This window comes from Streptomyces sp. NPDC088706 (genome assembly GCF_044752765.1).
Taxonomy (GTDB): Bacteria; Actinomycetota; Actinomycetes; order Streptomycetales; family Streptomycetaceae; genus Streptomyces.
This window is the reverse complement of record NZ_JBIVLW010000001.1, coordinates 1,173,278-1,198,341: the sequence shown is the minus strand read 5'-3', so window position 1 is coordinate 1,198,341 and position 25,064 is coordinate 1,173,278. Positions and strand designations below refer to the sequence as shown.

Genomic DNA, 25,064 nt, shown 5'->3' with positions numbered 1-25,064 from the left:
CACCGGTCGGGAGGTGTCCGCCATCAGCCGGGATGTGCCCGTCACGACGCCCCACCGTCCCCGTCCACACCCCGGGACCTGCCCCCGCCCCTGGACCCGGCCCCACCGTCCCGCCCGCCCGGGCCGTCCGCGCCGCCACCGGTCAGCTTCTCGGCGTCGCGCGGCAGCCGCAGGACGAAGACCGCCCCGCCGTCGGGGGAGTTGGCCGCCGTGATGTCACCGCCGTGGATGTGCGCGTTCTCCATGGCGATGGAGAGGCCGAGACCGCTGCCCTCCGAACGCGGCCGGGAGGCGCTGGCCTTGTAGAAGCGGTCGAACACGTGCGGCAGCACCTCCTCGGGGATGCCCGGACCGTGGTCCCGTACCTCGATGACCAGCTCCTCACCCTCGGTCCGCACCCTGACCCCCACCGGCGAACCGCCGTGCTTGAGGGCGTTGCCGATCAGGTTGGCCAGGATCACGTCGAGGCGGCGCGGGTCGAGCCGGACCATCATGCCGCGCTCCGCGTCCAGATCCACCGCGTCCAGCCAGGCCCGTGCGTCGATGCACGCGGTGACCTGGTCGGCGACGTCCACGTCGTCCAGGACCAGGCGCGCGGTGCCCGCGTCGAAGCGTGTCACCTCCATCAGATTCTCCACCAGGTCGTTCAGCCGCCGGGTCTCGCTGACCACGAGGTGCACGGCGGGCGCGATCATCGGGTCCAGGCTGTCCGCCTCGTCCTCCAGCACCTCGGCCACCGCGGTGATCGCGGTCAGCGGGGTGCGCAGCTCGTGCGACATGTCGGCGACGAACCGCCGGCTCGACTCCTCCCGCGCGCTCATGTCCGCGACCTTCTTCTCCAGCGAGCTGGCGGTCTTGTTGAACGTACGGGAGAGATCGGCGAGTTCGTCCGTACCGGAGACGGTGAGCCGGGTGTCCAGCTTGCCCTCCCCGAGCTTGCGGGCCGCGTCACCGAGCCGCTGCACCGGGCGCAGCACCGTCGTCGCGGCGGCCTGCGCGAGGAGCGCCGAACCGATCAGCGCCAGGGTGGTGGCGATCCCCAGCGACCAGGCCAGCGAGTTGAGGTCCTGCCGCTCCTGGTCGAGGGACTTGAGCATGTACCCCGTCGGACCGCCGCCGATGATCCGCGTGCCGGCGACGAGGTACGGGGTGCCCGCGATGCTCGTACGCTGCCAGAACAGGTGGTACTCGTGCTCGTTGTCCGATCTCAGCGGCTGCTTGCGGGCCACCTGCTTCCGCAGCGGGTCCGGCACGTCGTCAAGGGTGAAGGTGTCCAGGTCGGAGAAGCCGACGATCGGCTTGCCGCGCTCCCGCTCGTCCACCAGCAGCACGCTGTAACCGGGGCCGCCGGAGGCCATCTGCCCGGCGGCCCGCTGGAGGTCGTCCTTGGTGGGCCGCATCGGCAGCGCCGCCGCCGTGTCCTGCATCTGCCGCCGGAAGTCGTCGAGCGCGGTGTCCTGCGTACGGGTCAGCACGGCCTCGCGGTTGAGCCAGTACGCGATCCCCGAGGCGGAGACCGCCGCCGTCAGCGCCACCAGCGCGAACACCACGACGAGCCGCAGCCGCAGACTGGTCCAGCGCAGACCCGCGCGCAGGGACCGCTTGGCACGTTCGGTCACTGAGGCGAGTCCAGCCGGTAACCCACGCCCCGCACCGTACGGATCAGGGTCGGCGAGGACGGCACGTCCTCCACCTTGGCGCGCAGCCGCTGCACACAGGCGTCCACCAGCCGCGAGTCGCCCAGGTAGTCGTGCTCCCACACCAGGCGCAGCAACTGCTGGCGGGACAGGGCCTGACCGGGCCGCCGGCTCAGCTCCAGCAGGAGCCGCAGCTCGGTCGGCGTGAGCTGCAGATCCTCACCACCCTTGGTGACGGTCATGGCGGAACGGTCGATGACCACGTTGCCGAAGGTCGCCGAGTCGGTCGACTCCCGCTCGCCCCGGCGCAGCACCGCCCGGATCCGGGCGTCCAGCACCCGGCCCTGGACGGGTTTCACCACATAGTCGTCCGCGCCGGACTCCAGCCCCACCACGACGTCGATGTCGTCGCTGCGCGCGGTCAGCAGAATGATCGGCAGCTGGTCGGTGCGCCGGATACGCCGGCACACCTCGAAACCGTCGATACCGGGCAGCATCACATCCAGCACGACCAGGTCGGGGCGCTGCTCGCGCAGCAGCTCCAGGCCGTCCTCTCCCGTCGCCGCGGTGGCCACACGGTGGCCCTGGCGTGACAACGAGAGTTCGAGGGCCGTGCGGATGGCGTCGTCGTCCTCGATCAGCAACAGGAAAGGCACGAGCGTCATTCTGGCCCATGGTGGCGCTTCAGTTCGACCCGCGGCCCGGTCCCGTGGCCCGGGCACGGCCGCAACTGCCCCTGTGACAGGCCTGTGACAGTCGGAGGACAGCGCCATGAAACTGCCCCGGCAAGCTCTTGGTCAGCGGCGAAGAGACGGACTCCACCGATCTCCACCGATAGGGGGCGCGAGATGAACGCACCGCACAGCACCAGTTCAAGCGCGGTTGTCACGCGTCTCCACGACGTCGGCCGGTCCACGGATAAGTCCAATGCGACGAACATGCGGGGGCGTGTCCGGAGCGCCGGGCGTCAGCACCCGTCGGCCGCGGAGCAGGTGCGCATGCCGTTCATGACGGTGGTCGACGCGCCCACGGGGGACAACGGGGGAAGCGCGTACGGGGAGGTCGCGGGGGACCGCGCCGGCCGGGCGGAGACGGAGGGCGCCGAAGCGGCGTTCACGGCCTACGTCCAGGAGCGGCGGGCCTCCCTGTACGCAACCGCCTACCACCTGACCGGCGACCGGTTCGAGGCTGAGGACCTGCTACAGAGCGCCCTCTTCTCGACGTACCGGGCGTGGGACAGGATCAGCGACAAGGCGGCGGTCGGCGGCTATCTGCGCCGCACCATGACCAACCTGCACATCAGCGCCTGGCGCCGGCGCAAGCTGAACGAATACCCGACCGAGGAGCTGCCGGAGACGGTGGGCGACACGGACGCGATGCGCGGCACGGAGCTGCGCGCGGTGCTCTGGCAGGCGCTCGCCCGGCTGCCCGAACTCCAGCGCACGATGCTGGTCCTGCGGTACTACGAGGGCCGCACCGACCCGGAGATCGCGTCGATCCTCGACATCAGTGTCGGCACGGTGAAGTCCAGCATCTGGCGGTCCCTCCGCCGGCTGCGCGAGGACGAGGTCCTCAGCTTCGGACGTGACGAGCAGGAGTCCTTCGGCGAGCTGGTGGCCTGAGGCAACGGGGGAACGGCCACTGCTTCGGGGGAGGCGGGGGCTACGGGGGAGCGGAAGAAAAACGGGGACCGAGGGGACCCGGGGAAACACGGGGAAGGGCCCGTCGCTTCGGGGGAGGCGCGGGTCACGGGGGAAACGCAGCGGGGTCGTACGGGCCGGGGGTCCTGTACGGCCCCGCTGCCGTGCGCCGCGACCCGTTGCGGCTGCCGTGCGCCCGCGACCGCCGTCCGAGCCGGCCAGGGGCGTCCCTCCTACTCCGGGACCGGCGCCCCCACCGGCGCCCGGCGGCACCGCCCCGCCGCCGCGGCGGCCAGCCGCCCGAGCGCCTCCTCCTTGGCGCACGGGTACGCCCCCAGCGCCGTCTGGCGGGCCACGATGCGGCGCTCGGCCCGCATCAGCCGCCAGCCGCGCCGCAGCAGGAACGGCACCGACTTGCGGCCCTCGCGCAGGTCCCGCACCAGGCGGCGGCGGAACGTGGTGGAGGGGCGGCCGCGCAGGCACAGCGCGTCCGCCAGCAGGCCCAGTTCCTGGCAGCGCGCCACGATGTCCGCCGCGAAGATGCCCTCGGCCACGAACAGCGGCGAGCGCTCGATGTGGAAGGTCTCGCGGCCGGTACGGGAACTGGTGGCGATGTCGTACACCGGGACGTCCGTACGGCCGGACCCGCACAGCTCGGCGATGGCGGCCACCGCCGCGTCCGCGTCCCAGGACAGCGCGGAGTCCCAGTCGATGTCCGCGGAGCCGGGGACCCGGGGCAGCGTCGGGTCGTCGTGCTCCTTGTAGAAGTCGTCCAGGCGCAGCACCGGGAGACCGGTGCGGGCGGCCAGGACGGACTTGCCGGAGCCGGAGGGGCCCGCGAGCAGCACGACGCGGGTCGGGATCGGGTGGGAAGGGGAACTCACAGGACAGAAGTGTGCGGCATTGACCCGCGCAGGGGACCACTCGGGCCTCCTGTTGGTATCCAGCATCACACCTCAACTACTCTGCGCGTACGGACGATTACCCGACCAGGTCGATCAGGTGGAAACATGGCACTTCACGCACGCAAGCCCGAACGCCGCGCCCTGCTGCGCGCCGGTCTGACCGTGACCGCGCTGGGAGCGGCCCTGGGGGCCGGTACGGGCTCCGCCCAGGCCGCCCCCCAGCTGCCCCCGGTCGCCGAGATCCCCGAGCAGGGCGTCACGGCCGTCCGGGCGGTCGGCAAGACCGCCGGGCCGGCGGTGACCAGCGCGCTCGGGACCTCGCTGACCAACAGCATCCGCCCCGTCACCGACCTCCAGCTGTACCCGCTGGCCAACACCGGGGTGGACCCGCTGGACAACGCGGTGGGGACCCAGGTCGCCGACTTCCAGCCTTTGACGACCGCGGTGCTCACCGATCCCCTCACCAGCGGCGGTGCCCTGAACGACGTGCCGGTGGTGGGAGAGGTGACCCGGCTGGTCACGGGCTGACCTCCGCGGTACGGCGAACGGGGCCGCCCCGGTGCGGGGCGGCCCCGTCAGCGCGCGCGGGTGGCAACGTCGGTAGGACGTCCCCGTCAGCGCGCGGGGTGGGAACGTCAGTACGACGACCCCGAGGCTCCCAGTGCGCCCGTCGGGTGCCAGACCGTCTTGGTCTCCAGGAAGGCCGTCAGCCGGCGCGTGCCGGGGTCGGCCGACCAGTCGGTGGAGGCGTCCGAGCCGTCCGCCTCGGCGGGGAGCGGCCGCAGGACCCGCTTCAGGTTGTCCGCCGCCGCGATCTCCAGCTCCGTGGCCAGCTCCGCGCCGGCGCCGGTGAGGTCGATCGCGTTGACGTCCTGGTGTGCGGCGAGCGGCGCGGCGAGCTCCGCCGTGGCGCCCGACAGGATGTTGACCACGCCACCGGGCACGTCCGACGTGGCCAGCACCTCGCCCAGGGAGAGCGCGGGCAGCGGGGCGTTCGCCGAGGCGATGACGACCGCTGTGCTGCCGGTGGCGATCACCGGGGCGATCACCGAGACCAGCCCGAGCAGCGAGGACTCCTGCGGCGCGAGCACCGCGACCACACCGGTCGGCTCGGGCGTGGAGAGGTTGAGATACGGTCCCGCGACCGGGTTCGCCCCGCCGGAGATCTGCCCGATCTTGTCCGTCCAGCCCGCGTACCAGACCCAGCGGTCGATCGCCGCGTCCACCACGGCCGCCGCCTTGGACTTCGACAGCCCCTCGGACGCGGCCACCTCGCGGACGAACTGCTCCTTGCGGCCCTCCAGCATCTCGGCGACCCGGTAGAGGACCTGGCCGCGGTTGTACGCGGTCGCGCCCGACCAGCCGCCGAACGCCTTCCGCGCGGCCACGACCGCGTCACGCGCGTCCTTACGGGAGGACTGGGGCGCGTTGGCGAGCCACTGGCCCTTGGAGTCGGTCACCTCGTACACCCGGCCGCTCTCGGAGCGGGGGAACTTGCCCCCGACGTACAGCTTGTAGGTCTTGAAGACGCCAAGTCGGTTGTTATCGGACATCGAGGTACGCCTCCAGGCCGTGGCGGCCGCCCTCGCGGCCGTAGCCCGACTCCTTGTAGCCGCCGAAGGGCGACGTCGGGTCGAACTTGTTGAACGTGTTGGCCCAGACGACGCCCGCGCGGAGCTTGTTCGCCACCGCGAGGATGCGGGAGCCCTTCTCCGTCCAGATGCCGGCCGAGAGGCCGTACTGGCTGTTGTTGGCCTTGGCGACCGCCTCGTCCGGGGTGCGGAACGACAGGACGGAGAGGACCGGGCCGAAGATCTCGTCACGGGCCACCGTGTGGGCCTGGGTGACGTTGGTGAAGAGCGTCGGCGCGAACCAGTAACCCGACGACGGCAGTTCGCAGGGAGCGCTCCAGCGCTCCGCGCCCTCCGCCTCGCCGGTCTCCACCAGGGCGGTGATCCGGGAGAGCTGCTCGGCGGAGTTGATCGCGCCGATGTCGGTGTTCTTGTCCAGCGGGTCGCCCAGCCGCAGCGTGGCGAGCCGGCGCTTGAGCGCGTCCAGCACCTCGTCCTGGACCGATTCCTGGACCAGCAGCCGGGAGCCCGCGCAGCAGACCTGGCCCTGGTTGAAGAAGATCCCGGTGACGATGCCCTCGACGGCCTGGTCGACGGGGGCGTCGTCGAAGACGATGTTGGCGCCCTTGCCACCCAGCTCCAGCGTGACCTTCTTGTCCGTGCCCGCGACCGAGCGCGCGATGGCCTTGCCGACGGCGGTCGAACCGGTGAAGGCCACCTTGTCGACGTCCGGGTGCGTGACGAGGGCCTCGCCCGCGTCCCCGTAACCCGTCAGGATGTTGACGACACCCTTCGGCAGCCCGGCCTGACGGCAGATGTCCGCGAAGAACAGCGCGGAGAGCGGGGTCGTCTCGGCGGGCTTCAGCACCACCGTGTTGCCCGTGGCGAGCGCCGGGGCGATCTTCCACGCGAGCATCAGCAGCGGGAAGTTCCACGGGATGACCTGGCCCGCCACACCCAGCGGCCGGGGGTTCGCCCCGTACCCCGCGTGGTCCAGCTTGTCGGCCCAGCCCGCGTAGTAGAAGAAGTGCGCGGCGACCAGCGGGAGGTCCGCGTCGCGGGTCTCCTTGATCGGCTTGCCGTTGTCGAGGGTCTCCAGGACGGCCAGCTCACGGCTGCGCTCCTGGATGATCCGCGCGATCCGGAACAGGTACTTGGCGCGCTCGGAGCCGGGCAGCGCCGACCACTTCTCGAACGCCCTACGTGCCGCCTTCACGGCCCGGTCGACGTCCGCGGCGCCGGCCCGCGCGACCTCGGACAGCACCTCTTCGGTGCTGGGCGAGAGCGTCTTGAACACCTTGCCGTCGGCGGCCTCGGTGAACTCGCCGTCGATGAACAGCCCGTACGAGGGGGCGATGTCGACGACGGAGCGGGACTCCGGCGCCGGAGCGTACTCGAATGCGGATGCCATGGCGTATCAGTCCACCGTCACGTAATCGGGGCCGGAGTAACGGCCGGTGCTGAGCTTCTGGCGCTGCATCAGCAGGTCGTTGAGCAGGCTGGAGGCGCCGAACCGGAACCAGTGGTTGTCCAGCCAGTCCTCGCCCGCCGTCTCGTTCACCAGCACCAGGAACTTGACCGCGTCCTTGGTGGTGCGGATGCCGCCGGCCGGCTTCACACCGATCTGTACGCCGGTCTGCGCCCGGAAGTCGCGGACGGCCTCCAGCATCAGCAGGGTGTTGGCGGGGGTGGCGTTGGTGGCCACCTTGCCGGTCGAGGTCTTGATGAAGTCCGCGCCCGCCAGCATCCCGAGCCAGGAGGCCCGGCGGATGTTGTCGTACGTGGAGAGCTCCCCGGTCTCGAAGATCACCTTGAGGCGGGCGGAGCCGCACTCGGCCTTCACGGCGACGATCTCCTCGTAGACCTTCAGGAACCGGCCGGAGAGGAAGGCCCCCCGGTCGATCACCATGTCGATCTCGTCGGCCCCGGCCGCCACGGCGTCCCGGACGTCCGCGAGCTTGACCTCCAGCGCGGCGCGGCCGGCCGGGAAGGCGGTCGCCACGGACGCCACCTTCACACCGGAACCGGCGAGCGCGGCGGCGGCGGTGGCCGCCATGTCGGGGTAGACGCAGACCGCGGCGGTGCGCGGGGTCGTGCGGTCGGTCGGATCGGGGTTGACGGCCTTGGCGGCGAGAGCCCGGACCTTGCCCGGGGTGTCCGCGCCTTCCAGCGTCGTCAGGTCGATCATCGAGATGGCGAGATCGATGGCGTACGCCTTGGCCGTCGTCTTGATCGAACGGGTTCCGAGGGAGGCGGCGCGCGCTTCGAGGCCGACGGCGTCGACGCCGGGCAACCCGAACAGGAAGCGGCGCAGCGCACTGTCGGACGCCGTCGCGTCGGAAAATGCGGGAGCAGTGGTGGGCATGGTCACCAGGGGAGCATATCTACGCGCGTAGCGACCTGTACAGGGGGCCAGGTCAACCGTGCGCACCGCCACACGCCCGGCCGCTCCTTCCCGCCCCGGCGGACGGTCCGGCCGGGTGGGCGGAGGCCCGTCCGCCGGGTCCGTCAGGCAGAATCGGCCCCATGACGAGCCCCACACCCCCCGCAGAGCCGCAGTTCGCCGACCGGACCCACCGCTCGACGGCCGGGCTGGTCTGCGGGGTCCTGCTGCTCCTGCTGGTCGCCTGGATGGCCGGTGACGCCATGATCCGGGGTGAGGGGCGGACGCCGTGGCTGGCACTGGCCGCGTTGTTCCTGGTGGTGCCGCTGGTCGTGGCGTTCACCCTGCGCCCCGCCGTCTTCGTGAACGACGAGCGCATCCGCGTCCGCAATCCCTACCGGACGATCCAGCTGCCCTGGAGTGAGGTCGCGGACGTACGGGCCTCGTTCTCCTCCGAGCTGTTCGCCCACGACGGTACGAAGTACCAGCTGTGGGCCGTCCCCGTCTCCCTGCGCGGCCGCAAGCGCGCGGCGCGCGCCGCGGCCCGCGCGGCGCACGACGACCCCTACGGCCGCACCTCGGTCAGCGCCGACGTCCGCGACACCGCCCAGCGCACCGCCTCCGCCGACCAGACGGTCCGCGACCTGCGGGACCTGGCCGAGCATGCGGGCGGGACGACGCCGGAGGGGGCGGCCGGGATCTCCGTGCGATGGGCGTACGAGGTGATCGTGCCGGCCGCCGTCGGCGCGGTGCTGCTCGCGCTGTTGTGGGCGATGGGCTGAAGCGGCCTTTGGGCTCCGGGCCTCCCGGGCCCGGCCTCCCGGGCCCCGGGCTTGGGCTTCCGGCCCTGGCCCCGGGCTTCCGGCCCCAGGCTTGGGCTTCCGGCCCTGGCCCCGGGCTTCCGGCCCCAGGCTTGGGCTTCCGGCCCTGGCCCCGGGCTTCCGGGCCCGGGTTCCGGTGCATGGCGAAGGCCCGGTCCCTCGGCAGACGTTCCTGCCGGGGGCCGGGCCTTCGGCGTACAGCGGAGCCGGAAGCCGGAAGCCGGAAGCCGGAGTCTTGGTGTGCGCCTCCGGTGCCGGAGGCCGGGGCGTTCGCGCGCCTCAGATTCCGGCGGCCGCCGCCAGGTCCCGCTTGATTCCCGCGAGCAGCTCGGCGCCCCGCGCCCGCGCGGCGGGCAGTCCGGTGGCGTCCGCGACCGGTACCACGACCTCCAGGTAGCACTTCAGCTTCGGCTCGGTGCCGCTCGGGCGGACGATCACCCGGGCGCCCTCCAGCTGGTAGCGCAGTCCGTCGGTGGGCGGCAGCCGGTCCGTCCCCCGCGACAGGTCCTCGGCCGAGGTGACCGCGAGGCCCGCCAGGGCGGTGGGGGGCTGCTCCCGGAGCCGGGCCATGGCGTCCGCGATGACCGTCAGGTCCTCCACCCGCACCGAGAGCTGGTCGGTGGCGTGCAGACCGTGGGCGAGCGCCAGGTCGTCCAGCAGGTCCAGCAGCGTACGGCCCTGCTCCTTGAGTACGGAGGCGAGCTCGGCGACGAGCAGGGCGGCGGTGATGCCGTCCTTGTCGCGGACGCCCTCGGGGTCGACGCAGTAGCCGAGCGCCTCCTCGTACCCGTACCGCAGGCCCTCCACCCGGGCGATCCACTTGAAGCCGGTCAGCGTCTCCTCGTACCCGAGGCCCGCCTTCTCCGCGATCCGGCCGAGCAGCGAGGACGACACGATCGACTCGGCGAACACGCCGGAGGCGCCCCGCTCCACCAGGTGCGCGGCGAGCAGTGCGCCGACCTCGTCGCCGCGCAGCATCCGCCAGCCGCCCTCGGTGGCGGCGTCGGGTACGGCGACGGCGCAGCGGTCCGCGTCCGGGTCGTTGGCGATGACCAGGTCCGGCGCCGCCCGGCGTGCGGTGGCGAAGGCGAGATCCATCGCGCCGGGCTCCTCCGGGTTGGGGAAGGCGACGGTGGGGAACGCCGGGTCCGGCTCGGCCTGCTCGGTGACGAGCACCGGCGCGGGGAAGCCGGCCCGCGCGAACGCGGCGGTCAGCACGGAGGTGCCGACGCCGTGCATGGCGGTGTAGACGGTGCGCGCGGTGCGGGGGCTGTCGGAGGCCAGGACCGCGTCCGTACGCGCCAGATACGCGTCCAGGACCTCCTCGCCGAGGGTCTGCCAGCCGTCCTCCGGGCGGTCCACGCCCGCCAGCGGGCCGACCGCGGCGATGGCGGCCGCGATCTCGCCATCGGCCGGGGGCACGATCTGCGAGCCGTCGCCGAGGTAGACCTTGTAGCCGTTGTCGCGCGGCGGGTTGTGGCTGGCGGTGACCTCGACGCCGGCGACGGCGCCCAGGTGCCTTATGGCGTACGCCAGTACGGGGGTGGGGAGCGGGCGGGGGAGTACGGCGGCGCGCAGACCGGCGCCCGTCATCACGGCCGCGGTGTCCCGGGCGAAGTCGGCGGACTTGTAGCGGGCGTCGTACCCGATGACGACGAGCCCGCCGTCCTGGCCCTGGGCCTTCAGATACGCGGCGAGGCCCGCCGCCGCCCGGATCACCACGGAGCGGTTCATCCGCATCGGGCCGGCCCCGAGCTCGCCGCGCAGACCGGCGGTGCCGAACTGGAGCGTGCCGGCGAAACGGGCGGCGAGCTCGGCGGTGTCGCCCGCCTCGACGATCGCGGCCAGCTCGTCGCGCGTCTCGGGGTCGGGGTCCTCGGCCAGCCAGGTCCTGGCCTGCGCGATGAGGTCGTGCTGCACGGGGTCCGCCTTTCGGGGTGCGGGTGGGGTGGGCGGGGTGGTGGTGTGCGGGTCCGGCGGGGCCGGGTGGGGCGGTGCGGCGGGCGGGGGTGGGCGCTGCGCGGGCTGTTCCCCTCCGCGCCCCTTCCCGAAACCGGGGCTCCGCCCCAGGCCCCGGTCCTCGGACGCCGGACGGGCTGGGAGGTGGCCCCGGTCCTCAGACGGCCGGACGGGCTTGTTGTGCGCCCTAGACGCGGTCCAGCACCCGGGCCAGCAGGGCGCCCATCCGCGTCGCCGAGTCGCGCCCGGCCTGGAGGACTTCCTCGTGGTTCAGGGGCTCGCCGGACAGGCCCGCCGCCAGGTTGGTCACCAGGGAGAGGCCGAGCACCTCGGCGCCCGCCTCGCGGGCCGCGATGGCCTCCAGGACCGTGGACATGCCCACGAGGTCGCCGCCGAGGACCCGGACCATGTTGATCTCGGCCGGGGTCTCGTAGTGCGGACCGGGGAACTGGACGTACACGCCCTCTTCGAGGGTGTCGTCGATCTCCTTGCACAGCGCGCGCAGGCGCGGCGAGTACAGGTCGGTGAGGTCGACGAAGTTGGCGCCGACGATCGGGGAGGTCGCCGTGAGGTTGATGTGGTCGCTGATCAGCACCGGCTGTCCCGGGCGCATGCCCTCGCGCAGGCCGCCGCAGCCGTTGGTCAGGACGACGGTCCGGCAGCCCGCGGCCACCGCCGTACGGACTCCGTGGGCGACGGCGGCGACGCCGCGGCCCTCGTAGTAGTGCGTGCGGCCGAGGAAGACCAGCACGCGCTTGTCACCGATCCTGTACGAGCGGATCGTGCCGCCGTGGCCCTCGACCGCCGGCGCCGGGAAGCCGGGGAGCGCGGTGACGGGGAACTCGGCCTCCGGCTCGCCGAGTGCTTCGCCCGCGGGCGCCCAGCCGGAGCCCATGACCAGGGCGACGTCATGGGTCTCGGCGCCGGTCAGCTCGCGCAGGCGGGCGGCGGCCCCGGCAGCGGCTGCGTACGGGTCGCCCTGGATGTTGTCCGGAATAACTGATGCGTTCACGCGGAAGAGCGTAACCGCTGAATGCCTACGCGCGTAGATGTACCGGTGCAAAGACTCGCCGGGTGGCTTCGTGGCTTCGCACGAAGAGCGGTGGCCGCACCCCGCCCGGCCCCGCTCAGCAGGGGCGCTTGCGCAGGCCCATCACATAGTCGTGCGGGGCGCCCGCGGACTCGGCCGCGTCCGCGATCTCGCCCAGGTAGCGCGCCGAGGGCAGCCCGCCCTCGTACCCGTTCAGCACGTACATCCAGGCCGGCTCCTCGCCGTCCAGGGTGTGCACCCGGACGCGCATGCGCCGGTAGATGTCGAGTCCGACGCCCTCCCAGCGGTCCATGGAGTCCTCGTCCATCGGCGCCAGGTCGTACAGCGCGACGAAGACCTGGGAGCGCGGCGCCTCCACCACGGTGGCCAGCGCTCCCTCCCAGCCCATCTGCTCCCCGCCGAAGGTCAGCCGCCAGCCGTTGAGCCAGCCGGTGCTGCGCATCGGGGAATGCGGGGCGCGGCGGGTCATGAGCCGCGCGTCGAGGTTGCCGGCGTACGCGGCGTAGAGCGACATGGGACCGAGGGTACGGGAGGGGGGCGCGGGAGTGCCGGTTCCTGTGACGAAGGCCCCGGTCGGGGGAGTGGCGGGCCCGGTCCCCGGGGCGTCGGGGGGAGTAGCCGACCCTGCCCCCTCCGGGCGTCGGGGGAGTGGCGGGCCCGGTCCCTTCGGAGGCCGGCCCCGGCCTCCGAAGGGCTCCGCGAGCGGCCCCGTTCCCGTATGGAGGGCCCCGGGGCGAATCCGCTTGGCGCGTGCGGGACAATGGAGTACGTACTGCATTCCCCCGGGGCGCTCCCCCGGACCCCCGGCCGGGGCGGCAGACGGCCGCGGGATGACACCACGCGAGGCGGACTTTTCGTGACCCGGATCGTGATCATCGGCGGCGGCCCCGGCGGCTACGAGGCGGCTCTGGTGGGCGCCCAGCTCGGCGCGGAGGTGACCGTCGTCGACTGCGACGGCCTCGGCGGAGCCTCGGTACTCACCGACTGCGTGCCATCGAAGACCCTGATCGCGACGGCCGAGGTGATGACGACCTTCGACTCCTCGTACGAGGAGCTGGGGATCATCGTCGCCGACGACACCCCGCACAAGGTCCACGCCGCCCGGGTGGTCGGGGTGGACCTCGGCAAGGTCAACCGGCGGGTGAAGCGCCTGGCGCTCGCCCAGTCCCACGACATCACCGCCTCCGTCACCCGGGCCGGCGCCCGCGTGATGCGCGGCCGCGGCCGGCTCGACGGCCTCCAGGCGGCCGACGGCTCCCGCCAGGTCGTCGTCACCGCCGCCGACGGCACCGAGGAGCGGCTGAGCGCCGACGCGGTGCTGATAGCGACCGGCGGTCACCCCCGCGAGATCCCGGACGCGCTGCCGGACGGCGAGCGCATCCTGAACTGGACCCAGGTCTACGACCTCGACGAGCTCCCCGAGGAGCTCATCGTCGTCGGTTCCGGTGTCACCGGCGCCGAGTTCGCCGGGGCCTACCAGGCGCTCGGCTCCCGCGTCACCCTCGTCTCCTCCCGCGACCGGGTGCTGCCGGGCGAAGACCCCGACGCCGCCGCCGTCCTGGAGGACGTGTTCCGGCGCCGCGGCATGAACGTCATGGCCCGCTCCCGCGCCCAGTCCGCCAAGCGGGTCGGCGACCGGGTCGAGGTGACCCTCGCCGACGGCCGGGTCATCACCGGCTCGCACTGCCTGATGGCGGTCGGCGCGATCCCGAACACCGCGGGCATGGGCCTGGAGGAGGCCGGCGTACGGCTGAAGGACTCCGGCCACATCCTGACCGACCGGGTCTCGCGCACCAGCGCTCCCGGCGTCTACGCGGCCGGTGACGTCACCGGCGTCTTCGCGCTGGCCTCGGTCGCCGCGATGCAGGGCCGGATCGCGATGTACCACTTCCTCGGCGACGCGGTCACCCCGCTGAACCTCAAGACGGTCTCCGCCAACGTCTTCACCGACCCGGAGATCGCCACCGTCGGCTACAGCCAGGCCGACGTCGACGCGGGCAAGATCGACGCCCGCGTGGTGAAGCTGCCGCTGCTGCGCAACCCGCGCGCCAAGATGCAGGGCATCCGCGACGGCTTCGTCAAGATCTTCTGCCGCCCCGGTACCGGGATCGTGGTCGGCGGCTGCGTCGTCGCGCCGCGCGCCAGCGAGCTGATCCACCCGATCTCGCTCGCGGTCGACAACAACCTGACCGTGGAACAGATCGCCAACGCGTTCACCGTGTACCCGTCCCTGTCCGGATCGATCGCAGAGGTGGCCCGGCAGCTGCACACCCGCAAGCTCACGGACGAGGGCTGACCGCCGGTCAGGGGCCGGGGAAACCCGACATTCCCGGCCACCCCCGCCCGTTGGGGCGGGGGTGGCGATCGTCCGGCGATCACGACCGGACAACAACGAAAGCTCCTATACCACTTGGGCGCCCGTCGGATGTACACCTTCCGTTATTCGGCGCGAACTGCTGAAAAGGCACCGACGGTCAGGTTACTGTCAGTTTCGTGTTCGCTGCAGAACGTCGTCAGTTGATCCTCGAAATGGTGCGCGCCAACGGGGCGGTATCGCTCCGTGAGCTCGCCCGCGTCGTCCAGACCTCCGAAGTGACCGTACGGCGGGACGTGCGGGCACTGGAGGCAGAAGGACTCCTCGACCGCCGCCACGGCGGTGCGGTCTTGCCGGGCGGTTTCACGCGGGAGTCCGGCTTTCCGCAGAAATCCCATCTCTCCACCGCCGAGAAGACGGCCATCGCCGATCTGGCCGCCTCGCTCGTGGGCGAGGGCGAGGCCATCGTGGTCGGCGCCGGTACCACCACGCAGGAGCTGGCCCGCCGGCTCGCGCGGGTCCCCGGTCTGACCGTGGTCACCAACTCGCTGCTGGTCGCCCAGGCGTTGGCCCATGCCAACCGTGTCGAGGTCGTCATGACCGGCGGCACCCTGCGCGGGAGCAACTACGCGCTGGTGGGCAGCGGGGCCGAGCAGTCCCTCCAGGGGCTGCGGGTCTCCCGGGCCTTCCTCTCCGGGAGCGGCCTCACGGCGGAGCGCGGCCTGTCCACCTCCAACATGCTCTCGGCCAGCGTCGACCGGGCCCTTGTGCAGGCCGCCGCGGAGGTGGTCGTCCTGGCGGACCACACGAAGCTCGGCGCCGACACCATGTTCCAGACGGTGCCCACGGAGCTGATCACCCGTCTCGTGACGGACGAACCCCCGCTCCACGACGAGCGCGCGGCCGCGGAGCTCCAGGCACTGGCGGACCAGGGCGTGGAGATCACGGTGGCCGGCCCCGAGGCGGACGCGGCGGCGGGCGGGGACGGCCCTTCCCCGGCCGGGCGCCAGCCCCGCCGTGACATGCCGTTGCCGGGGCAGCGGCGTACGACGGGGCGGAACGGGGGGCTGGGCCCGCAGTTGCGCAGCGCGTCGTCACTGTCCGACCAGGCGTCGACGGGCGAGCGGGCGCGGGTGGCGGACCTGCGGAGGCGGTAGGGAGTGTCGGAGGTGGTAGGGGAGTGTCGGGGGCGCTGCCCCCGGACCCCGCTCCTCGGACGCCGAAGGGGCGGGATGTGCCGGCGCAGCCCCTACGTCAGCCCCCGCAAGGTCAGCCGTAGCAGCCGTGCCGCCAGCTCCGGATCGTCCGGCGACTGCTCCGCCGCCAGCGCGATCGCGTTCGTCAGCTGCAGCAGATCGTCGATCGAGACGTCCGCCCGCACCGACCCGCTCTCCTGCGCCCGCCGCAACAGGCCCGCCCCCGCCTCCCGCAACGGCAGATGGCACTGGGCGAGCGCCGAGGTCGCGTCCTGCGAGGCCGACATGAGGGCGCGGGCCAACCCGCGGTACTCACCCGCATGAGTGATGATCGCGCCCAGCCAGTCCACCAGCGCCCGGCACGGCGCCTCCGCCGCCGCCAGCTCCCGCGAGCGGTCCAGGAGCGAGCGCAGGGCGTCCTGGAAGACGGCGTTCATCAGGGCGTGCCGGTTGGGGAAGTGCCGGTAGAGGGTGCCGATGCCCACGCCCGCCTGCCGCGCGATGTCCTCCAGCGAGGCGTCGGTGCCGTGCTCGGCGAAGGACGTACGGGCCACGCCGAGCAGCCGTTCGTGGTTCCGGCGGGCGTCCGCGCGCATCGGCCGCTCCGGCTGCCGTGCCGTGCCCGTCTCCATCGAGATCGGCCCTGCCATGGCTCCCGCCCTCCCTCGGTTCCCGGGTCTTCCCGTTCGTCCGTCGGGATCCAGCATGCCACCGCACGCGCGGGGGCCCGGCCCGCATCCTTGGACGCGGGCCGGGCCCCTCCGTACGAACTGAGCCGTCAGTCCTTGATCTCGCAGATCAGGGCGCCGGAGGAGACGGAACCGCCGACCTCCGCCGTGAGCCCCTTGACCGTGCCGGAGCGGTGCGCGTTCAGCGGCTGCTCCATCTTCATGGCCTCCAGGACGACGACGAGGTCGCCCTCCTTGACCTCCTGGCCCTCCTCGACCGCGACCTTGACGATCGTGCCCTGCATCGGGGAGGCGAGGGAGTCGCCGGAGGCGGCGGAGCCGGCCTTCTTCGCCGCACGCCGCTTGGGCTTCGCACCGGCGGCGAGGCCGGTACGGGCCAGCGACATGCCCAGCGAGGAGGGCAGCGAGACCTCCAGGCGCTTGCCGCCGACCTCGACGACGACGGTCTCACGACCGGCCTCGTCCTCGCTGTCCGCGTCCGCCGGGGCGGCGAAGGGCTTGATCTCGTTGACGAACTCGGTCTCGATCCACCGGGTGTGGACGGTGAACGGGTCCGCGGTGAACGCGGGGTCGGCGACCACCGCACGGTGGAAGGGGATGGCGGTGGCCATGCCCTCGACCTGGAACTCCGCCAAGGCGCGGGCGGCGCGCTGGAGGGCCTGCTGACGGGTCGCGCCGGTGACGATCAGCTTGGCCAGGAGGGAGTCCCAGGCCGGGCCGATCACGCTGCCGGACTCGACGCCCGCGTCCAGGCGGACACCCGGGCCGGTCGGCGGGGCGAACGACGTCACGGTGCCGGGGGCCGGCAGGAAGCCGCGCCCCGGGTCCTCGCCGTTGATGCGGAACTCGAAGGAGTGGCCGCGCACCGCCGGGTCGCCGTAGCCGAGCTCCTCGCCGTCGGCGATGCGGAACATCTCGCGTACGAGGTCGATGCCGGTGACCTCTTCGGTGACGGGGTGCTCGACCTGCAGGCGGGTGTTGACCTCCAGGAACGAGATCGTCCCGTCCACGCCGACCAGGAACTCCACCGTGCCGGCGCCGACGTATCCGGCTTCCTTGAGGATCGCCTTGGACGCCGCGTACAGCTCGTCGTTCTGCGCCTGGGAGAGGAAGGGGGCCGGGGCCTCCTCCACGAGCTTCTGGTGGCGCCGCTGGAGGGAGCAGTCACGGGTCGAGACGACGACCACGTTGCCGTGCTGGTCGGCCAGGCACTGGGTCTCCACGTGCCGCGGCTTGTCCAGGTAGCGCTCCACGAAGCACTCGCCCCGCCCGAACGCGGCGACCGCCTCGCGGACGGCGGAGTCGTACAGCTCCGGGATCTCCTCCAGGGTGCGGGCGACCTTCAGCCCGCGCCCGCCACCGCCGAACGCGGCCTTGATCGCGATCGGGAGCCCGTTGGCCTCGGCGAAGGCCACGACCTCCGCGGAACCGGACACCGGGTCCGGCGTACCGGCCACCAGCGGCGCGCCGGCGCGCTGGGCGATGTGGCGGGCGGCGACCTTGTCACCCAGGTCGCGGATGGCCTGCGGGGGCGGGCCGATCCAGGTCAGTCCGGCGTCCAGGACGGCCTGGGCGAACTCGGCGTTCTCCGACAGGAACCCGTAACCGGGGTGGATCGCGTCGGCCCCGGAGTCCGCGGCGGCCTGGAGCACCTTGGCCATGTCCAGATAGCTGGCGGCCGGGGTGTCACCGCCCAACGCGAACGCCTCGTCGGCGGCCCGGACATGCAACGCGTCCCGGTCCGGGTCGGCGTAGACCGCTACGCTCGCGATCCCCGCATCCCGGCACGCCCGAGCAACGCGGACAGCGATTTCGCCACGGTTGGCGATGAGCACCTTGCGCACGATGACTCCCTCCTGGAAACAAGCTGAGTTTAGGGACTACCGACACGGCGCTACGACCCGTCCCCAATGGTGAGCTTGCCCACACGGAGTGTGATCCGAGGCTTGCCCCAGTAGTGAAATCCCTTGTGGCACCACGGTACGCCGGGTTCTACAACCGCACAGTAACCATCCGGTGTGGTGCAGGTCTCTGTCTGAGGGGCCAACGCCTCACGGCGTTTCTTTGTGGGCTCCCTACGAACGGCCGAGGGATTCTTTGCCCGGCGTGCGGAGCGGTCCGGCCTCTTGTCCGAAGGAATACCGGTGAGTAAGGTCCGCGCTACGCACGTACTGCGGGTAACAGGGGGTGGCGCCGTGCTGCGCAGACCGGTGGCGATCGTGAGCGCGCTCGTGCTGTTCGGGGAGGCGGCCGGCATCTTCGCCGTCAACGCCGTCCTCGCCACGGTCGCCGAGAACCAGAACATGTCGTTGGCGGGAATGGACCCCGGCGCCATGGCCGGCGGGACCTGGGTGCTGGGCGGGGTCTTCGCCCTGCTGCTGATCGGGTGCGGGCTGATCGCGCTGCTGGCCGGGGTCCGGGACCGCTCGCCCGGGCGGTTCGGACGGATCGCGCTGATCGGCTGCGCGGTCGTGCACGGGGTGCTCGGCGCGGTGACCGTGGGCCTGGTGGGCTGGGCCGCGTTCGCGTACCTGATGGTGGTGCTGGCCCTGCTGGTGCTCACTCTGCTGGCCTACGGGCCAGAAGCCGGCGCCGACGACCGTACGAGCGGCGAGGCGGCCCCGGCGGCGGTCTGAGCCGCCGGGAACCGAGGGGGCCTCAGACCCACAACTCCGTCACGGAGACGCCCAGTTCGCCCAGCAGTCGGCGCAGCAGCGGCAGCGAGAGGCCGATCACGTTGCCGTGGTCGCCCTCGATGGAGTCGACGAACGGGGCCGAGCGGCCGTCCAGCGTGAAGGCTCCGGCGACGTGCAGCGGCTCGCCCGACGCGACGTACGCGGCGACCTCCGCGTCGCTCGGCTCGCCGAACCGTACGACCGTGGACGCCGTCGCCGACGCGTGACGGCCCGAAGCGGTGTCGATGACGCTGTGCCCGGTCCGCAGGATGCCGGACCGGCCGCGCATCGCCTTCCAGCGGGCGGTGGCCTCCTCGGCGTCGGCCGGCTTGCCGAGCGCCTCGCCCTCCAGCTCCAGCACCGAGTCGCAGCCGATGACCAGGGCGCCCGCCGCCTCGGGGCGCTCCGCGACCACCGCCGCCTTGGCCCGGGCCAGCACCAGGGCCAGCTCGGCGGGGGTCGGGGCACTCAGGGCGTCCTCGTCCACCCCGCTGACGATCACCTCGGGGGCGAAACCCGCCTGGCGCAGCAGGCCGAGGCGGGCGGGGGAGGCGGAGGCGAGCACGAGGCGGCGCTGATCAGTCATACCGGCCATCGTAGAAGGAGCCCGCACCCCCGGGGCCCCGGCGGGGTCAGCGGGTGCCGAGCACGAACATCGCGACCACCATCGCCAGCGCGAGCACGAGACCCGCGCGGCGCATCATGTCCTGGGCGTCGCGCAGTTCCTTCGGCGGCTTGTTCTCGGGGTCGGACCACAGCATGCTTCCGATCCTGCCCGCGCCGGGCGCCGATGCGCCTGAGTACGGGTACTCAAGCGGGTCGGCGCCCGGCGGACACCCGGCGCGGCTCAGGCCGGCCAGTACGTCCGGGCCCAGGCCCGGGGGCCCGGCCGCGGGCGGCCGGTGCGGGCGATGCGGCCCGGGTCGGACCACTGCTCGGGCGGGAGGGGCGCGCCGGAGGACACGGCGGCGCTCGCCGCGGCGCGGGCCTGGACCACCGCCAGGGCGGCAGCCAGCTCCTCGGGGGTCGGGTTGCCCCGTACGACCCTGATCATGGGCGGCGACCTTTCTAGAGAGGAATGTTGCCGTGCTTCTTCGGAGGCAGTGATTCCCGCTTCGTGCGCAGCTGACGCAGCCCCTTCACGATGTGGGCCCGGGTCTCGGACGGCATGATCACCGCGTCGACGTAGCCGCGCTCGGCCGCCACGTACGGGTTGAGCAGCGCGTCCTCGTAGTCGGCCATCAGCTCGGCACGGGTGGCTTCCGGGTCCTCGGCGGCGGCGATGGTGCGGCGGTGCAGGATGTTCACCGCGCCCTGGGCGCCCATGACGGCGATCTGGGCGGACGGCCAGGCCACGTTCAGGTCGGCGCCCAGGTGCTTGGAGCCCATCACGTCGTACGCGCCGCCGAACGCCTTGCGGGTGATGACGGTGATCAGCGGGACCGTCGCCTCCGCGTACGCGTAGATCAGCTTGGCGCCGCGCCGGATGATGCCGCCGTACTCCTGGTCCACGCCCGGCAGGAACCCCGGCACGTCCACGAAGGTGATGACGGGCACGTTGAACGCGTCGCAGGTGCGGACGAAGCGGGCCGCCTTCTCGCTCGCGTCGATGTCCAGGCAGCCGGCGAACTGCATCGGCTGGTTGGCGACGATGCCGACCGGGTGGCCCTCCACCCGGCCGAAGCCGGTGATGATGTTCGGCGCGAACAGGGCCTGGGTCTCCAGGAACTCGGCGTCGTCCAGCACATGCTCGATCGCGGTGTGCATGTCGTAGGGCTGGTTCGCCGAGTCCGGGATGAGCGTGTCCAGCTCGCGGTCCTCGTCGGTGGTGGCGAGGTCCGCCTCCTCCGGGAAGGCCGGGGCCTCGGAGAGGTTGTTCGAAGGGAGGTAGGACAGCAGCGACTTGACGTACTCGATGGCGTCCTTCTCGTCGCCCGCCATGTGGTGCGCCACCCCGGAGGTGGTGTTGTGCGTACGGGCGCCGCCCAGCTCCTCGAAGCCGACGTCCTCGCCGGTGACCGTCTTGATGACGTCGGGGCCGGTGATGAACATGTGCGAGGTCTGGTCGACCATCACGGTGAAGTCGGTGATCGCGGGGGAGTAGACCGCGCCGCCCGCGCACGGGCCGACGATCAGCGAGATCTGCGGGATCACCCCGGAGGCGTGCACATTGCGGCGGAAGATCTCCGCGAACAGCCCGAGGGCCACCACGCCTTCCTGGATGCGCGCCCCGCCGCCGTCGTTGATGCCGATGACGGGACAGCCGGTCTTCAGCGCGAAGTCCATGACCTTGACGATCTTCTCGCCGTAGACCTCGCCGAGCGAACCGCCGAAGATCGTGAAGTCCTGTGAGTACACGCAGACCGGGCGGCCGTCGACCGTGCCGTACCCGGTGACGACACCGTCGCCGTACGGGCGGTTCTTCTCGATGCCGAAGTTGGTGGAGCGGTGCCGGGCGAACTCGTCGAGCTCCACGAACGAGCCCTCGTCCAGCAGGAGATCGACCCGCTCACGGGCCGTCAGCTTGCCCTTGGCGTGCTGCTTCTCGACCGCACGGGCCGATCCCGCGTGCGTCGCCTCCTCGATACGGCGGCTCAGGTCCGCGAGCTTGCCCGCGGTGGTGTGGATGTCACTCTGCGGCTCGGACATCGGGGGGCGGCTCCCTGCCTGGTCACGGGGACGACGACCGGTAGCGGTCACGGGGGGACGGGCGGTCGTCTGTCCGGCTCTGCGGCTGCTGACTCGTCACTCTGGTGCGTGACGCTGTTTCGTAATCGGTGGCTACTGACTCGTAGGGTATCGGCGCGCCTGCGGAAAGGCAGTGCGTCCTTTGCCACACCTAGGGTGGCTTGCATGACACCACCGGATGCGCCACACAACCGCTGGTCGGACCTGGACCGGCCGCCCCTGAACGTGACCGCACTGCGCCGCGGACTGCTGCGGCCCGAGGCGCTGTGGAGCGAGCTGGAGGTGGTGGAGAGAACCGGCTCGACCAACTCCGACCTGGCGGAGCGGGCCCGTTCCGGCGGCCTGCGCGAGGGCACGGTCCTGATCGCCGAGGAGCAGACCGCCGGACGCGGCCGGCTGGAGCGGAGCTGGACCGCGCCGCCCCGCTCCGGGCTGTTCTTCTCGGTGTACCTGGAGCCCGGCGACGTACCGGTGGAGCGGTGGGGGTGGGTTCCGCTGCTCGCCGGAGTGGCCGCAGCGACCGGCCTCGCCCGGTCGGCGGGCGTCGACACGGCACTCAAGTGGCCCAACGACCTGCTGGTCACCGTGGGCGGGGAGGAGCGCAAGGCCGGCGGCATCCTCGGTGAGTTCGCCGGGGACGGCATCGTCGTGGGCCTCGGCATCAACGTCTCGCTGCGCGCCGACGAGCTCCCCGCCCCCACCGCCGGGTCGCTGGCGCTCGCCGGGGCGGTCTCCACCGACCGCGAAACCCTGCTGCGGGCCGTCCTGCGCTCGCTGGAGCACTGGTACGGGGAGTGGAAGGCCGCGGACGGGGACGCGGCGGCGAGCGGGCTCCAGGCGGCGTACGCGGCCGGGTGCGCGACCCTGGACCGGACCGTGCGGGCCGAGCTGCCGGGCGGGGACTCCCTGGTCGGGCGGGCCGTGGTGATCGACGGCGACGGGCGGCTCGTGCTCTCCACCGACGAGGGGCTCCAGCAGCCCGTATCGGCGGGCGACATCGTGCACCTGCGGGGCGCGGCGGGCGGTCTGACCTGAGCATCCGCCCCGGAAGCGCGGTCACGCCCCCTCGGCGTACGCCGGAGCAAGCCCCGGGGGCGCGGTCACGTCCCCTCGGCGTACGCCGGAGCAAGCCCCGGGGGCGCGGTCACGTCCCCTCGGCGTACGCCGGAGCAGCCCCGATGGCCGTACCGGTGGATACCGCGTAACCGGTAGATGTCACACCCGACTCACCCGTAACGGGCGGCCAAGGACGTGAGCCAGGGCACACCTGCCGTATTGTTGAGGCGATCCAGCGACAGATCATCGTCGGTGCGATCCAGCGACAGATCGGCAGGCAGTGCGCAGGGAACGGGCAGGAGGCGGCTGGTGACCGTCGGCGACACGACGTCCGGCGCGGGCGAGGAGCCCCCGTCGGACTCCTCGGTCCATGCCACCCCGCATCACGAGGTCGACCACACGGCCGAGCCGACCGACGACCCCCTGGCCATCCGCCTCGAAGCGCTGATCCTCGGGGCGGACCGCCGCTACACGCCCTTCCAGGCCGCCCGCACCGCCGGTGTCTCCATGGACCTGGCCTCCCGCTTCTGGCGGGCCATGGGCTTCGCCGACATCGGCCAGGCCAAGGCGCTCACCGAGGCCGACGTGCTCGCCCTGCGCCGGCTCGCCGGTCTGGTGGAGGCGGGGCTGCTCAGTGAGCCGATGGCGATCCAGGTGGCCCGCTCCACCGGGCAGACCACCGCCCGGCTGGCGGAGTGGCAGATCGACTCGTTCCTGGAGGGGCTCACCGAGCCGCCCGAGCCCGGGATGACCCGGACCGAGGTCACGTATCCGCTGGTCGAGCTGTTGCTGCCGGAGCTCCAGGAGTTCCTCGTCTACGTGTGGCGGCGTCAGCTGGCCGCCGCGACCGGGCGGGTCGTGCAGGCGGCCGACGACGACGAGATGGTCGACCGGCGCCTCGCCGTCGGCTTCGCGGACCTGGTGGGCTTCACCCGGCTGACCCGGCGCCTGGAGGAGGAGGAGCTCGGCGAGCTGGTCGAGTCCTTCGAGACCACCGCCGCCGACCTGGTCGCCGCGCACGGCGGACGGCTCATCAAGACCCTCGGCGACGAGGTGCTCTTCGCCGCCGACGACGCGGGCACGGCCGCCGAGATAGCGCTCCGGCTGATCGAGGCGATGTCCCAGGACGAGACGATGCCCGCGCTGCGCGTCGGGATCGCCTTCGGCACGGTCACCACACGGATGGGCGATGTCTTCGGCACCACGGTGAACCTCGCCAGCCGGCTCACCTCGATAGCTCCGAAGGACGCCGTCCTGGTGGACGGGGCGTTCGCCAAGGAGCTGGTGCGCCACCGGGACGCCCCGGAGTCCGAGGCCCAGGCCGCCGAGGAGGTCGCGGCCGCCGCCGAGCGGGCCCGGCTGGCCGAGAAGGAGGGCCGCGAGGCGGTCGACGAGCCGCCGCTGCCCACGTACCGCTTCGGGCTCCAGCCGATGTGGCAGCGGCCGGTGCGCGGGCTCGGGGTCGTGGAGCCGTGGCTGCTGGCCCGGCGGGGGAAGACCGGGTCCTGAGCCCGTCCACCGATCCGCTTTCCGAGCGGTTGCGTCGTCGCTCCCCGCTCGCCCTGTCAGTTCCCCGGGTGCCCTGTCTAGGATCCCTGTCGGTAACGCTCGTCAACCCGCGTTCACCGGTGTCGTCCACCGGCAGTCGACCGACAGGGGTGCAGTCATGACCGTCACGTCCGAGCAGCGGTTCGGGGAGTTCGTCGCCGTACGGCGCCACGAGGGCCAGGAGCACGTGGCCGAGCTGGTGCTCGACCGGCCGAAGGCCATGAACGCCGTCTCCACCGACATGGCCGGCTCCATCGCCGCCGCCTGCGAGGCGCTCGGCGCCGACCGGAGCGTCCGGGTCACCGTCCTCACCTCCAGCCATGAGCGGGCCTTCTGCGTGGGCGCCGACCTCAAGGAGCGCAACTCCTTCACCGACGCCGAGCTGGTACGCCAGCGGCCCACCGCCCGGGCCGCCTACACCGGCGTCCTGGAGCTGCCGATGCCGACGATCGCCGCCGTGCACGGCTTCGCCCTCGGCGGCGGCTTCGAGCTGGCCCTCGCCTGCGATGTGATCGTCGCCGACGCCACCGCCGTGGTCGGGCTGCCCGAGGTGTCGGTGGGCGTCATCCCCGGCGGCGGCGGTACGCAGCTGCTGCCGCGCCGGGTGGGTGCGGCCCGCGCCGCCGAGCTGGTGTTCACCGCGCGCCGGGTGGAGGCCGCCGAGGCGCGGGAGCTGGGCCTGGTCGACGAGCTGGTGGCGGCCGGCCGGGACCGGGAGGAGGCCCTGGCGCTGGGTGCCCGGATGGCCGCCAACTCTCCGGTCGGGCTGCGGGCGGCCAAGAGGGCGCTCCGGCTGGGGCACGGGCTGGATCTGCGGGCGGGCCTGGAGGTGGAGGACGCGGCCTGGCGGTCGGTGGCCTTCTCCGGGGACCGGGCGGAGGGGGTGGCCGCCTTCAACGAGAAGCGGAGCCCGCGGTGGCCGGGTGAGTGA

24 protein-coding genes are annotated in these 25,064 nt (G+C 72.6%); 9 read left to right on the top strand and 15 right to left on the bottom strand.

Translation table 11 applies throughout. The features are described 5' to 3' along the window. Window positions 1-41: 41 nt before the first annotated feature. A complete protein-coding gene (locus ACIQAK_RS05390; protein ID WP_366390979.1) occupies window positions 42-1,619 on the bottom strand; it encodes a HAMP domain-containing sensor histidine kinase in 1,578 nt (525 codons plus the stop codon). After that, window positions 1,616-2,293 (bottom strand): two-component system response regulator AfsQ1, encoded by a 678-nt coding sequence (gene afsQ1 / locus ACIQAK_RS05385; RefSeq protein ID WP_078533099.1) that lies wholly within the window; start codon window positions 2,291-2,293, stop codon window positions 1,616-1,618. The genes ACIQAK_RS05390 and afsQ1 overlap by 4 nt, the downstream gene beginning before the upstream one ends. A gap of 192 nt (window positions 2,294-2,485) precedes the next feature. On the opposite strand from afsQ1, the gene ACIQAK_RS05380 reads away from it, so the two are divergent. Next, window positions 2,486-3,259: a SigE family RNA polymerase sigma factor gene (locus ACIQAK_RS05380; RefSeq protein ID WP_366390980.1), complete on the top strand. Its 774-nt coding sequence runs from the start codon at window positions 2,486-2,488 to the stop codon at window positions 3,257-3,259. 251 nt (window positions 3,260-3,510) lie between these two features. Here the strand turns inward: ACIQAK_RS05380 and ACIQAK_RS05375 are convergent, their stop codons facing one another. Beyond that, complete coding sequence (locus ACIQAK_RS05375) at window positions 3,511-4,227, bottom strand: uridine kinase (protein WP_366390981.1); 717 nt, start codon at window positions 4,225-4,227, stop codon at window positions 3,511-3,513. A gap of 60 nt (window positions 4,228-4,287) precedes the next feature. Between ACIQAK_RS05375 and ACIQAK_RS05370 the strand changes: the two genes are divergently transcribed. Next, on the top strand, window positions 4,288-4,710 hold the full coding sequence (locus tag ACIQAK_RS05370; protein WP_366390982.1) for a hypothetical protein: 423 nt from the start codon (window positions 4,288-4,290) through the stop codon (window positions 4,708-4,710). A 107-nt stretch (window positions 4,711-4,817) separates the two neighbouring features. Here the strand turns inward: ACIQAK_RS05370 and ACIQAK_RS05365 are convergent, their stop codons facing one another. From ACIQAK_RS05365 to deoC, 3 genes are read right to left on the bottom strand one after another with little or no spacing between them, the layout of a single operon-like run. Further along, complete coding sequence (locus ACIQAK_RS05365; protein WP_366390983.1) at window positions 4,818-5,735, bottom strand: aldehyde dehydrogenase family protein; 918 nt, start codon at window positions 5,733-5,735, stop codon at window positions 4,818-4,820. Continuing rightward, window positions 5,725-7,164 carry an aldehyde dehydrogenase family protein gene (locus ACIQAK_RS05360; protein ID WP_366390984.1) on the bottom strand — a complete coding sequence of 480 codons (1,440 nt, stop codon included), beginning with the start codon at window positions 7,162-7,164 and terminating at the stop codon, window positions 5,725-5,727. The genes ACIQAK_RS05365 and ACIQAK_RS05360 overlap by 11 nt, the downstream gene beginning before the upstream one ends. A 6-nt stretch (window positions 7,165-7,170) precedes the next feature. Next, entirely contained in the window at window positions 7,171-8,118 is a 948-nt protein-coding gene (gene deoC, locus ACIQAK_RS05355) for a deoxyribose-phosphate aldolase (RefSeq protein WP_366391101.1), read from the bottom strand. A 161-nt stretch (window positions 8,119-8,279) separates the two neighbouring features. Here deoC and ACIQAK_RS05350 point away from each other — a divergent pair, with 161 nt between their 5' ends. Further along, window positions 8,280-8,918: a PH domain-containing protein gene (locus ACIQAK_RS05350; RefSeq protein WP_366390985.1), complete on the top strand. Its 639-nt coding sequence runs from the start codon at window positions 8,280-8,282 to the stop codon at window positions 8,916-8,918. Window positions 8,919-9,236: 318 nt separating this feature from the next. Here the strand turns inward: ACIQAK_RS05350 and ACIQAK_RS05345 are convergent, their stop codons facing one another. The 3 genes from ACIQAK_RS05345 to ACIQAK_RS05335 all read right to left on the bottom strand — a co-directional run bounded on the left by ACIQAK_RS05345 (window position 9,237) and on the right by ACIQAK_RS05335 (window position 12,481). Further along, a complete protein-coding gene (locus ACIQAK_RS05345; protein WP_366390986.1) occupies window positions 9,237-10,877 on the bottom strand; it encodes a phospho-sugar mutase in 1,641 nt (546 codons plus the stop codon). Between the two features lie 226 nt (window positions 10,878-11,103). After that, the gene (locus tag ACIQAK_RS05340; protein ID WP_366390987.1) at window positions 11,104-11,928 is read right to left on the bottom strand and encodes a purine-nucleoside phosphorylase; all 825 of its coding nucleotides are present in this window, start codon (window positions 11,926-11,928) and stop codon (window positions 11,104-11,106) included. 115 nt (window positions 11,929-12,043) lie between these two features. Then, window positions 12,044-12,481, bottom strand: coding sequence for a gamma-glutamylcyclotransferase (locus tag ACIQAK_RS05335; RefSeq protein ID WP_015610940.1), 438 nt, complete (start codon window positions 12,479-12,481; stop codon window positions 12,044-12,046). 342 nt (window positions 12,482-12,823) lie between these two features. On the opposite strand from ACIQAK_RS05335, the gene ACIQAK_RS05330 reads away from it, so the two are divergent. Next, complete coding sequence (locus ACIQAK_RS05330; RefSeq protein WP_366390988.1) at window positions 12,824-14,263, top strand: NAD(P)H-quinone dehydrogenase; 1,440 nt, start codon at window positions 12,824-12,826, stop codon at window positions 14,261-14,263. Window positions 14,264-14,460: 197 nt separating this feature from the next. Further along, complete coding sequence (locus ACIQAK_RS05325; protein WP_366390989.1) at window positions 14,461-15,438, top strand: DeoR/GlpR family DNA-binding transcription regulator; 978 nt, start codon at window positions 14,461-14,463, stop codon at window positions 15,436-15,438. 92 nt (window positions 15,439-15,530) lie between these two features. Here the strand turns inward: ACIQAK_RS05325 and ACIQAK_RS05320 are convergent, their stop codons facing one another. Both ACIQAK_RS05320 and ACIQAK_RS05315 read right to left on the bottom strand, forming a co-directional pair. Continuing rightward, complete coding sequence (locus tag ACIQAK_RS05320; protein ID WP_366390990.1) at window positions 15,531-16,127, bottom strand: TetR family transcriptional regulator; 597 nt, start codon at window positions 16,125-16,127, stop codon at window positions 15,531-15,533. 128 nt (window positions 16,128-16,255) lie between these two features. After that, on the bottom strand, window positions 16,256-18,010 hold the full coding sequence (locus tag ACIQAK_RS05315; RefSeq protein ID WP_366390991.1) for a biotin carboxylase N-terminal domain-containing protein: 1,755 nt from the start codon (window positions 18,008-18,010) through the stop codon (window positions 16,256-16,258). Between the two features lie 354 nt (window positions 18,011-18,364). Here ACIQAK_RS05315 and ACIQAK_RS05310 point away from each other — a divergent pair, with 354 nt between their 5' ends. Then, a complete protein-coding gene (locus ACIQAK_RS05310) occupies window positions 18,365-18,802 on the top strand; it encodes a hypothetical protein (protein ID WP_366391102.1) in 438 nt (145 codons plus the stop codon). A 22-nt stretch (window positions 18,803-18,824) separates the two neighbouring features. Here ACIQAK_RS05310 and ACIQAK_RS05305 read toward each other — a convergent pair whose 3' ends face one another. The 4 genes from ACIQAK_RS05305 to ACIQAK_RS05290 form a co-directional block, all read right to left on the bottom strand. Beyond that, window positions 18,825-19,436, bottom strand: coding sequence for a nucleoside triphosphate pyrophosphatase (locus ACIQAK_RS05305; protein ID WP_366390992.1), 612 nt, complete (start codon window positions 19,434-19,436; stop codon window positions 18,825-18,827). Between the two features lie 37 nt (window positions 19,437-19,473). Then, window positions 19,474-19,602, bottom strand: a complete 129-nt coding sequence (gene mmpB, locus ACIQAK_RS05300) for a morphogenic membrane protein MmpB (RefSeq protein WP_093900106.1) — start codon at window positions 19,600-19,602, stop codon at window positions 19,474-19,476. A gap of 86 nt (window positions 19,603-19,688) precedes the next feature. Continuing rightward, window positions 19,689-19,895: an acyl-CoA carboxylase epsilon subunit gene (locus tag ACIQAK_RS05295; protein WP_366390993.1), complete on the bottom strand. Its 207-nt coding sequence runs from the start codon at window positions 19,893-19,895 to the stop codon at window positions 19,689-19,691. Window positions 19,896-19,909: 14 nt separating this feature from the next. Beyond that, a complete protein-coding gene (locus tag ACIQAK_RS05290; protein WP_366390994.1) occupies window positions 19,910-21,490 on the bottom strand; it encodes an acyl-CoA carboxylase subunit beta in 1,581 nt (526 codons plus the stop codon). Window positions 21,491-21,694: 204 nt separating this feature from the next. Here ACIQAK_RS05290 and ACIQAK_RS05285 point away from each other — a divergent pair, with 204 nt between their 5' ends. From ACIQAK_RS05285 to ACIQAK_RS05275, 3 genes are all read left to right on the top strand, one after another. Next, window positions 21,695-22,564: a biotin--[acetyl-CoA-carboxylase] ligase gene (locus ACIQAK_RS05285; RefSeq protein WP_366390995.1), complete on the top strand. Its 870-nt coding sequence runs from the start codon at window positions 21,695-21,697 to the stop codon at window positions 22,562-22,564. Between the two features lie 330 nt (window positions 22,565-22,894). Continuing rightward, window positions 22,895-24,094: an adenylate/guanylate cyclase domain-containing protein gene (locus ACIQAK_RS05280; RefSeq protein ID WP_366390996.1), complete on the top strand. Its 1,200-nt coding sequence runs from the start codon at window positions 22,895-22,897 to the stop codon at window positions 24,092-24,094. Window positions 24,095-24,251: 157 nt separating this feature from the next. Next, window positions 24,252-25,064, top strand: a complete 813-nt coding sequence (locus ACIQAK_RS05275; RefSeq protein ID WP_366390997.1) for an enoyl-CoA hydratase-related protein — start codon at window positions 24,252-24,254, stop codon at window positions 25,062-25,064.

Excerpts from the sequence above, each read along its gene's own strand:
- deoC (WP_366391101.1), bottom strand. The coding sequence starts at position 8,118 with ATGCCCACCACTGCTCCCGCATTTTCCGACGCGACGGCGTCCGACAGT.
- ACIQAK_RS05335 (WP_015610940.1), bottom strand. The coding sequence starts at position 12,481 with ATGTCGCTCTACGCCGCGTACGCCGGCAACCTCGACGCGCGGCTCATG.
- ACIQAK_RS05290 (WP_366390994.1), bottom strand. The coding sequence starts at position 21,490 with ATGTCCGAGCCGCAGAGTGACATCCACACCACCGCGGGCAAGCTCGCG.
- ACIQAK_RS05275 (WP_366390997.1), top strand. The coding sequence starts at position 24,252 with ATGACCGTCACGTCCGAGCAGCGGTTCGGGGAGTTCGTCGCCGTACGG.
- ACIQAK_RS05295 (WP_366390993.1), bottom strand. The coding sequence starts at position 19,895 with ATGATCAGGGTCGTACGGGGCAACCCGACCCCCGAGGAGCTGGCTGCC.
- ACIQAK_RS05305 (WP_366390992.1), bottom strand. The coding sequence starts at position 19,436 with ATGGCCGGTATGACTGATCAGCGCCGCCTCGTGCTCGCCTCCGCCTCC.
- ACIQAK_RS05375 (WP_366390981.1), bottom strand. The coding sequence starts at position 4,227 with ATGCTGGATACCAACAGGAGGCCCGAGTGGTCCCCTGCGCGGGTCAAT.
- ACIQAK_RS05360 (WP_366390984.1), bottom strand. The coding sequence starts at position 7,164 with ATGGCATCCGCATTCGAGTACGCTCCGGCGCCGGAGTCCCGCTCCGTC.
- ACIQAK_RS05285 (WP_366390995.1), top strand. The coding sequence starts at position 21,695 with ATGACACCACCGGATGCGCCACACAACCGCTGGTCGGACCTGGACCGG.
- ACIQAK_RS05320 (WP_366390990.1), bottom strand. The coding sequence starts at position 16,127 with ATGGCAGGGCCGATCTCGATGGAGACGGGCACGGCACGGCAGCCGGAG.
- ACIQAK_RS05365 (WP_366390983.1), bottom strand. The coding sequence starts at position 5,735 with ATGTCCGATAACAACCGACTTGGCGTCTTCAAGACCTACAAGCTGTAC.
- ACIQAK_RS05350 (WP_366390985.1), top strand. The coding sequence starts at position 8,280 with ATGACGAGCCCCACACCCCCCGCAGAGCCGCAGTTCGCCGACCGGACC.
- mmpB (WP_093900106.1), bottom strand. The coding sequence starts at position 19,602 with ATGCTGTGGTCCGACCCCGAGAACAAGCCGCCGAAGGAACTGCGCGAC.
- ACIQAK_RS05370 (WP_366390982.1), top strand. The coding sequence starts at position 4,288 with ATGGCACTTCACGCACGCAAGCCCGAACGCCGCGCCCTGCTGCGCGCC.
- ACIQAK_RS05380 (WP_366390980.1), top strand. The coding sequence starts at position 2,486 with ATGAACGCACCGCACAGCACCAGTTCAAGCGCGGTTGTCACGCGTCTC.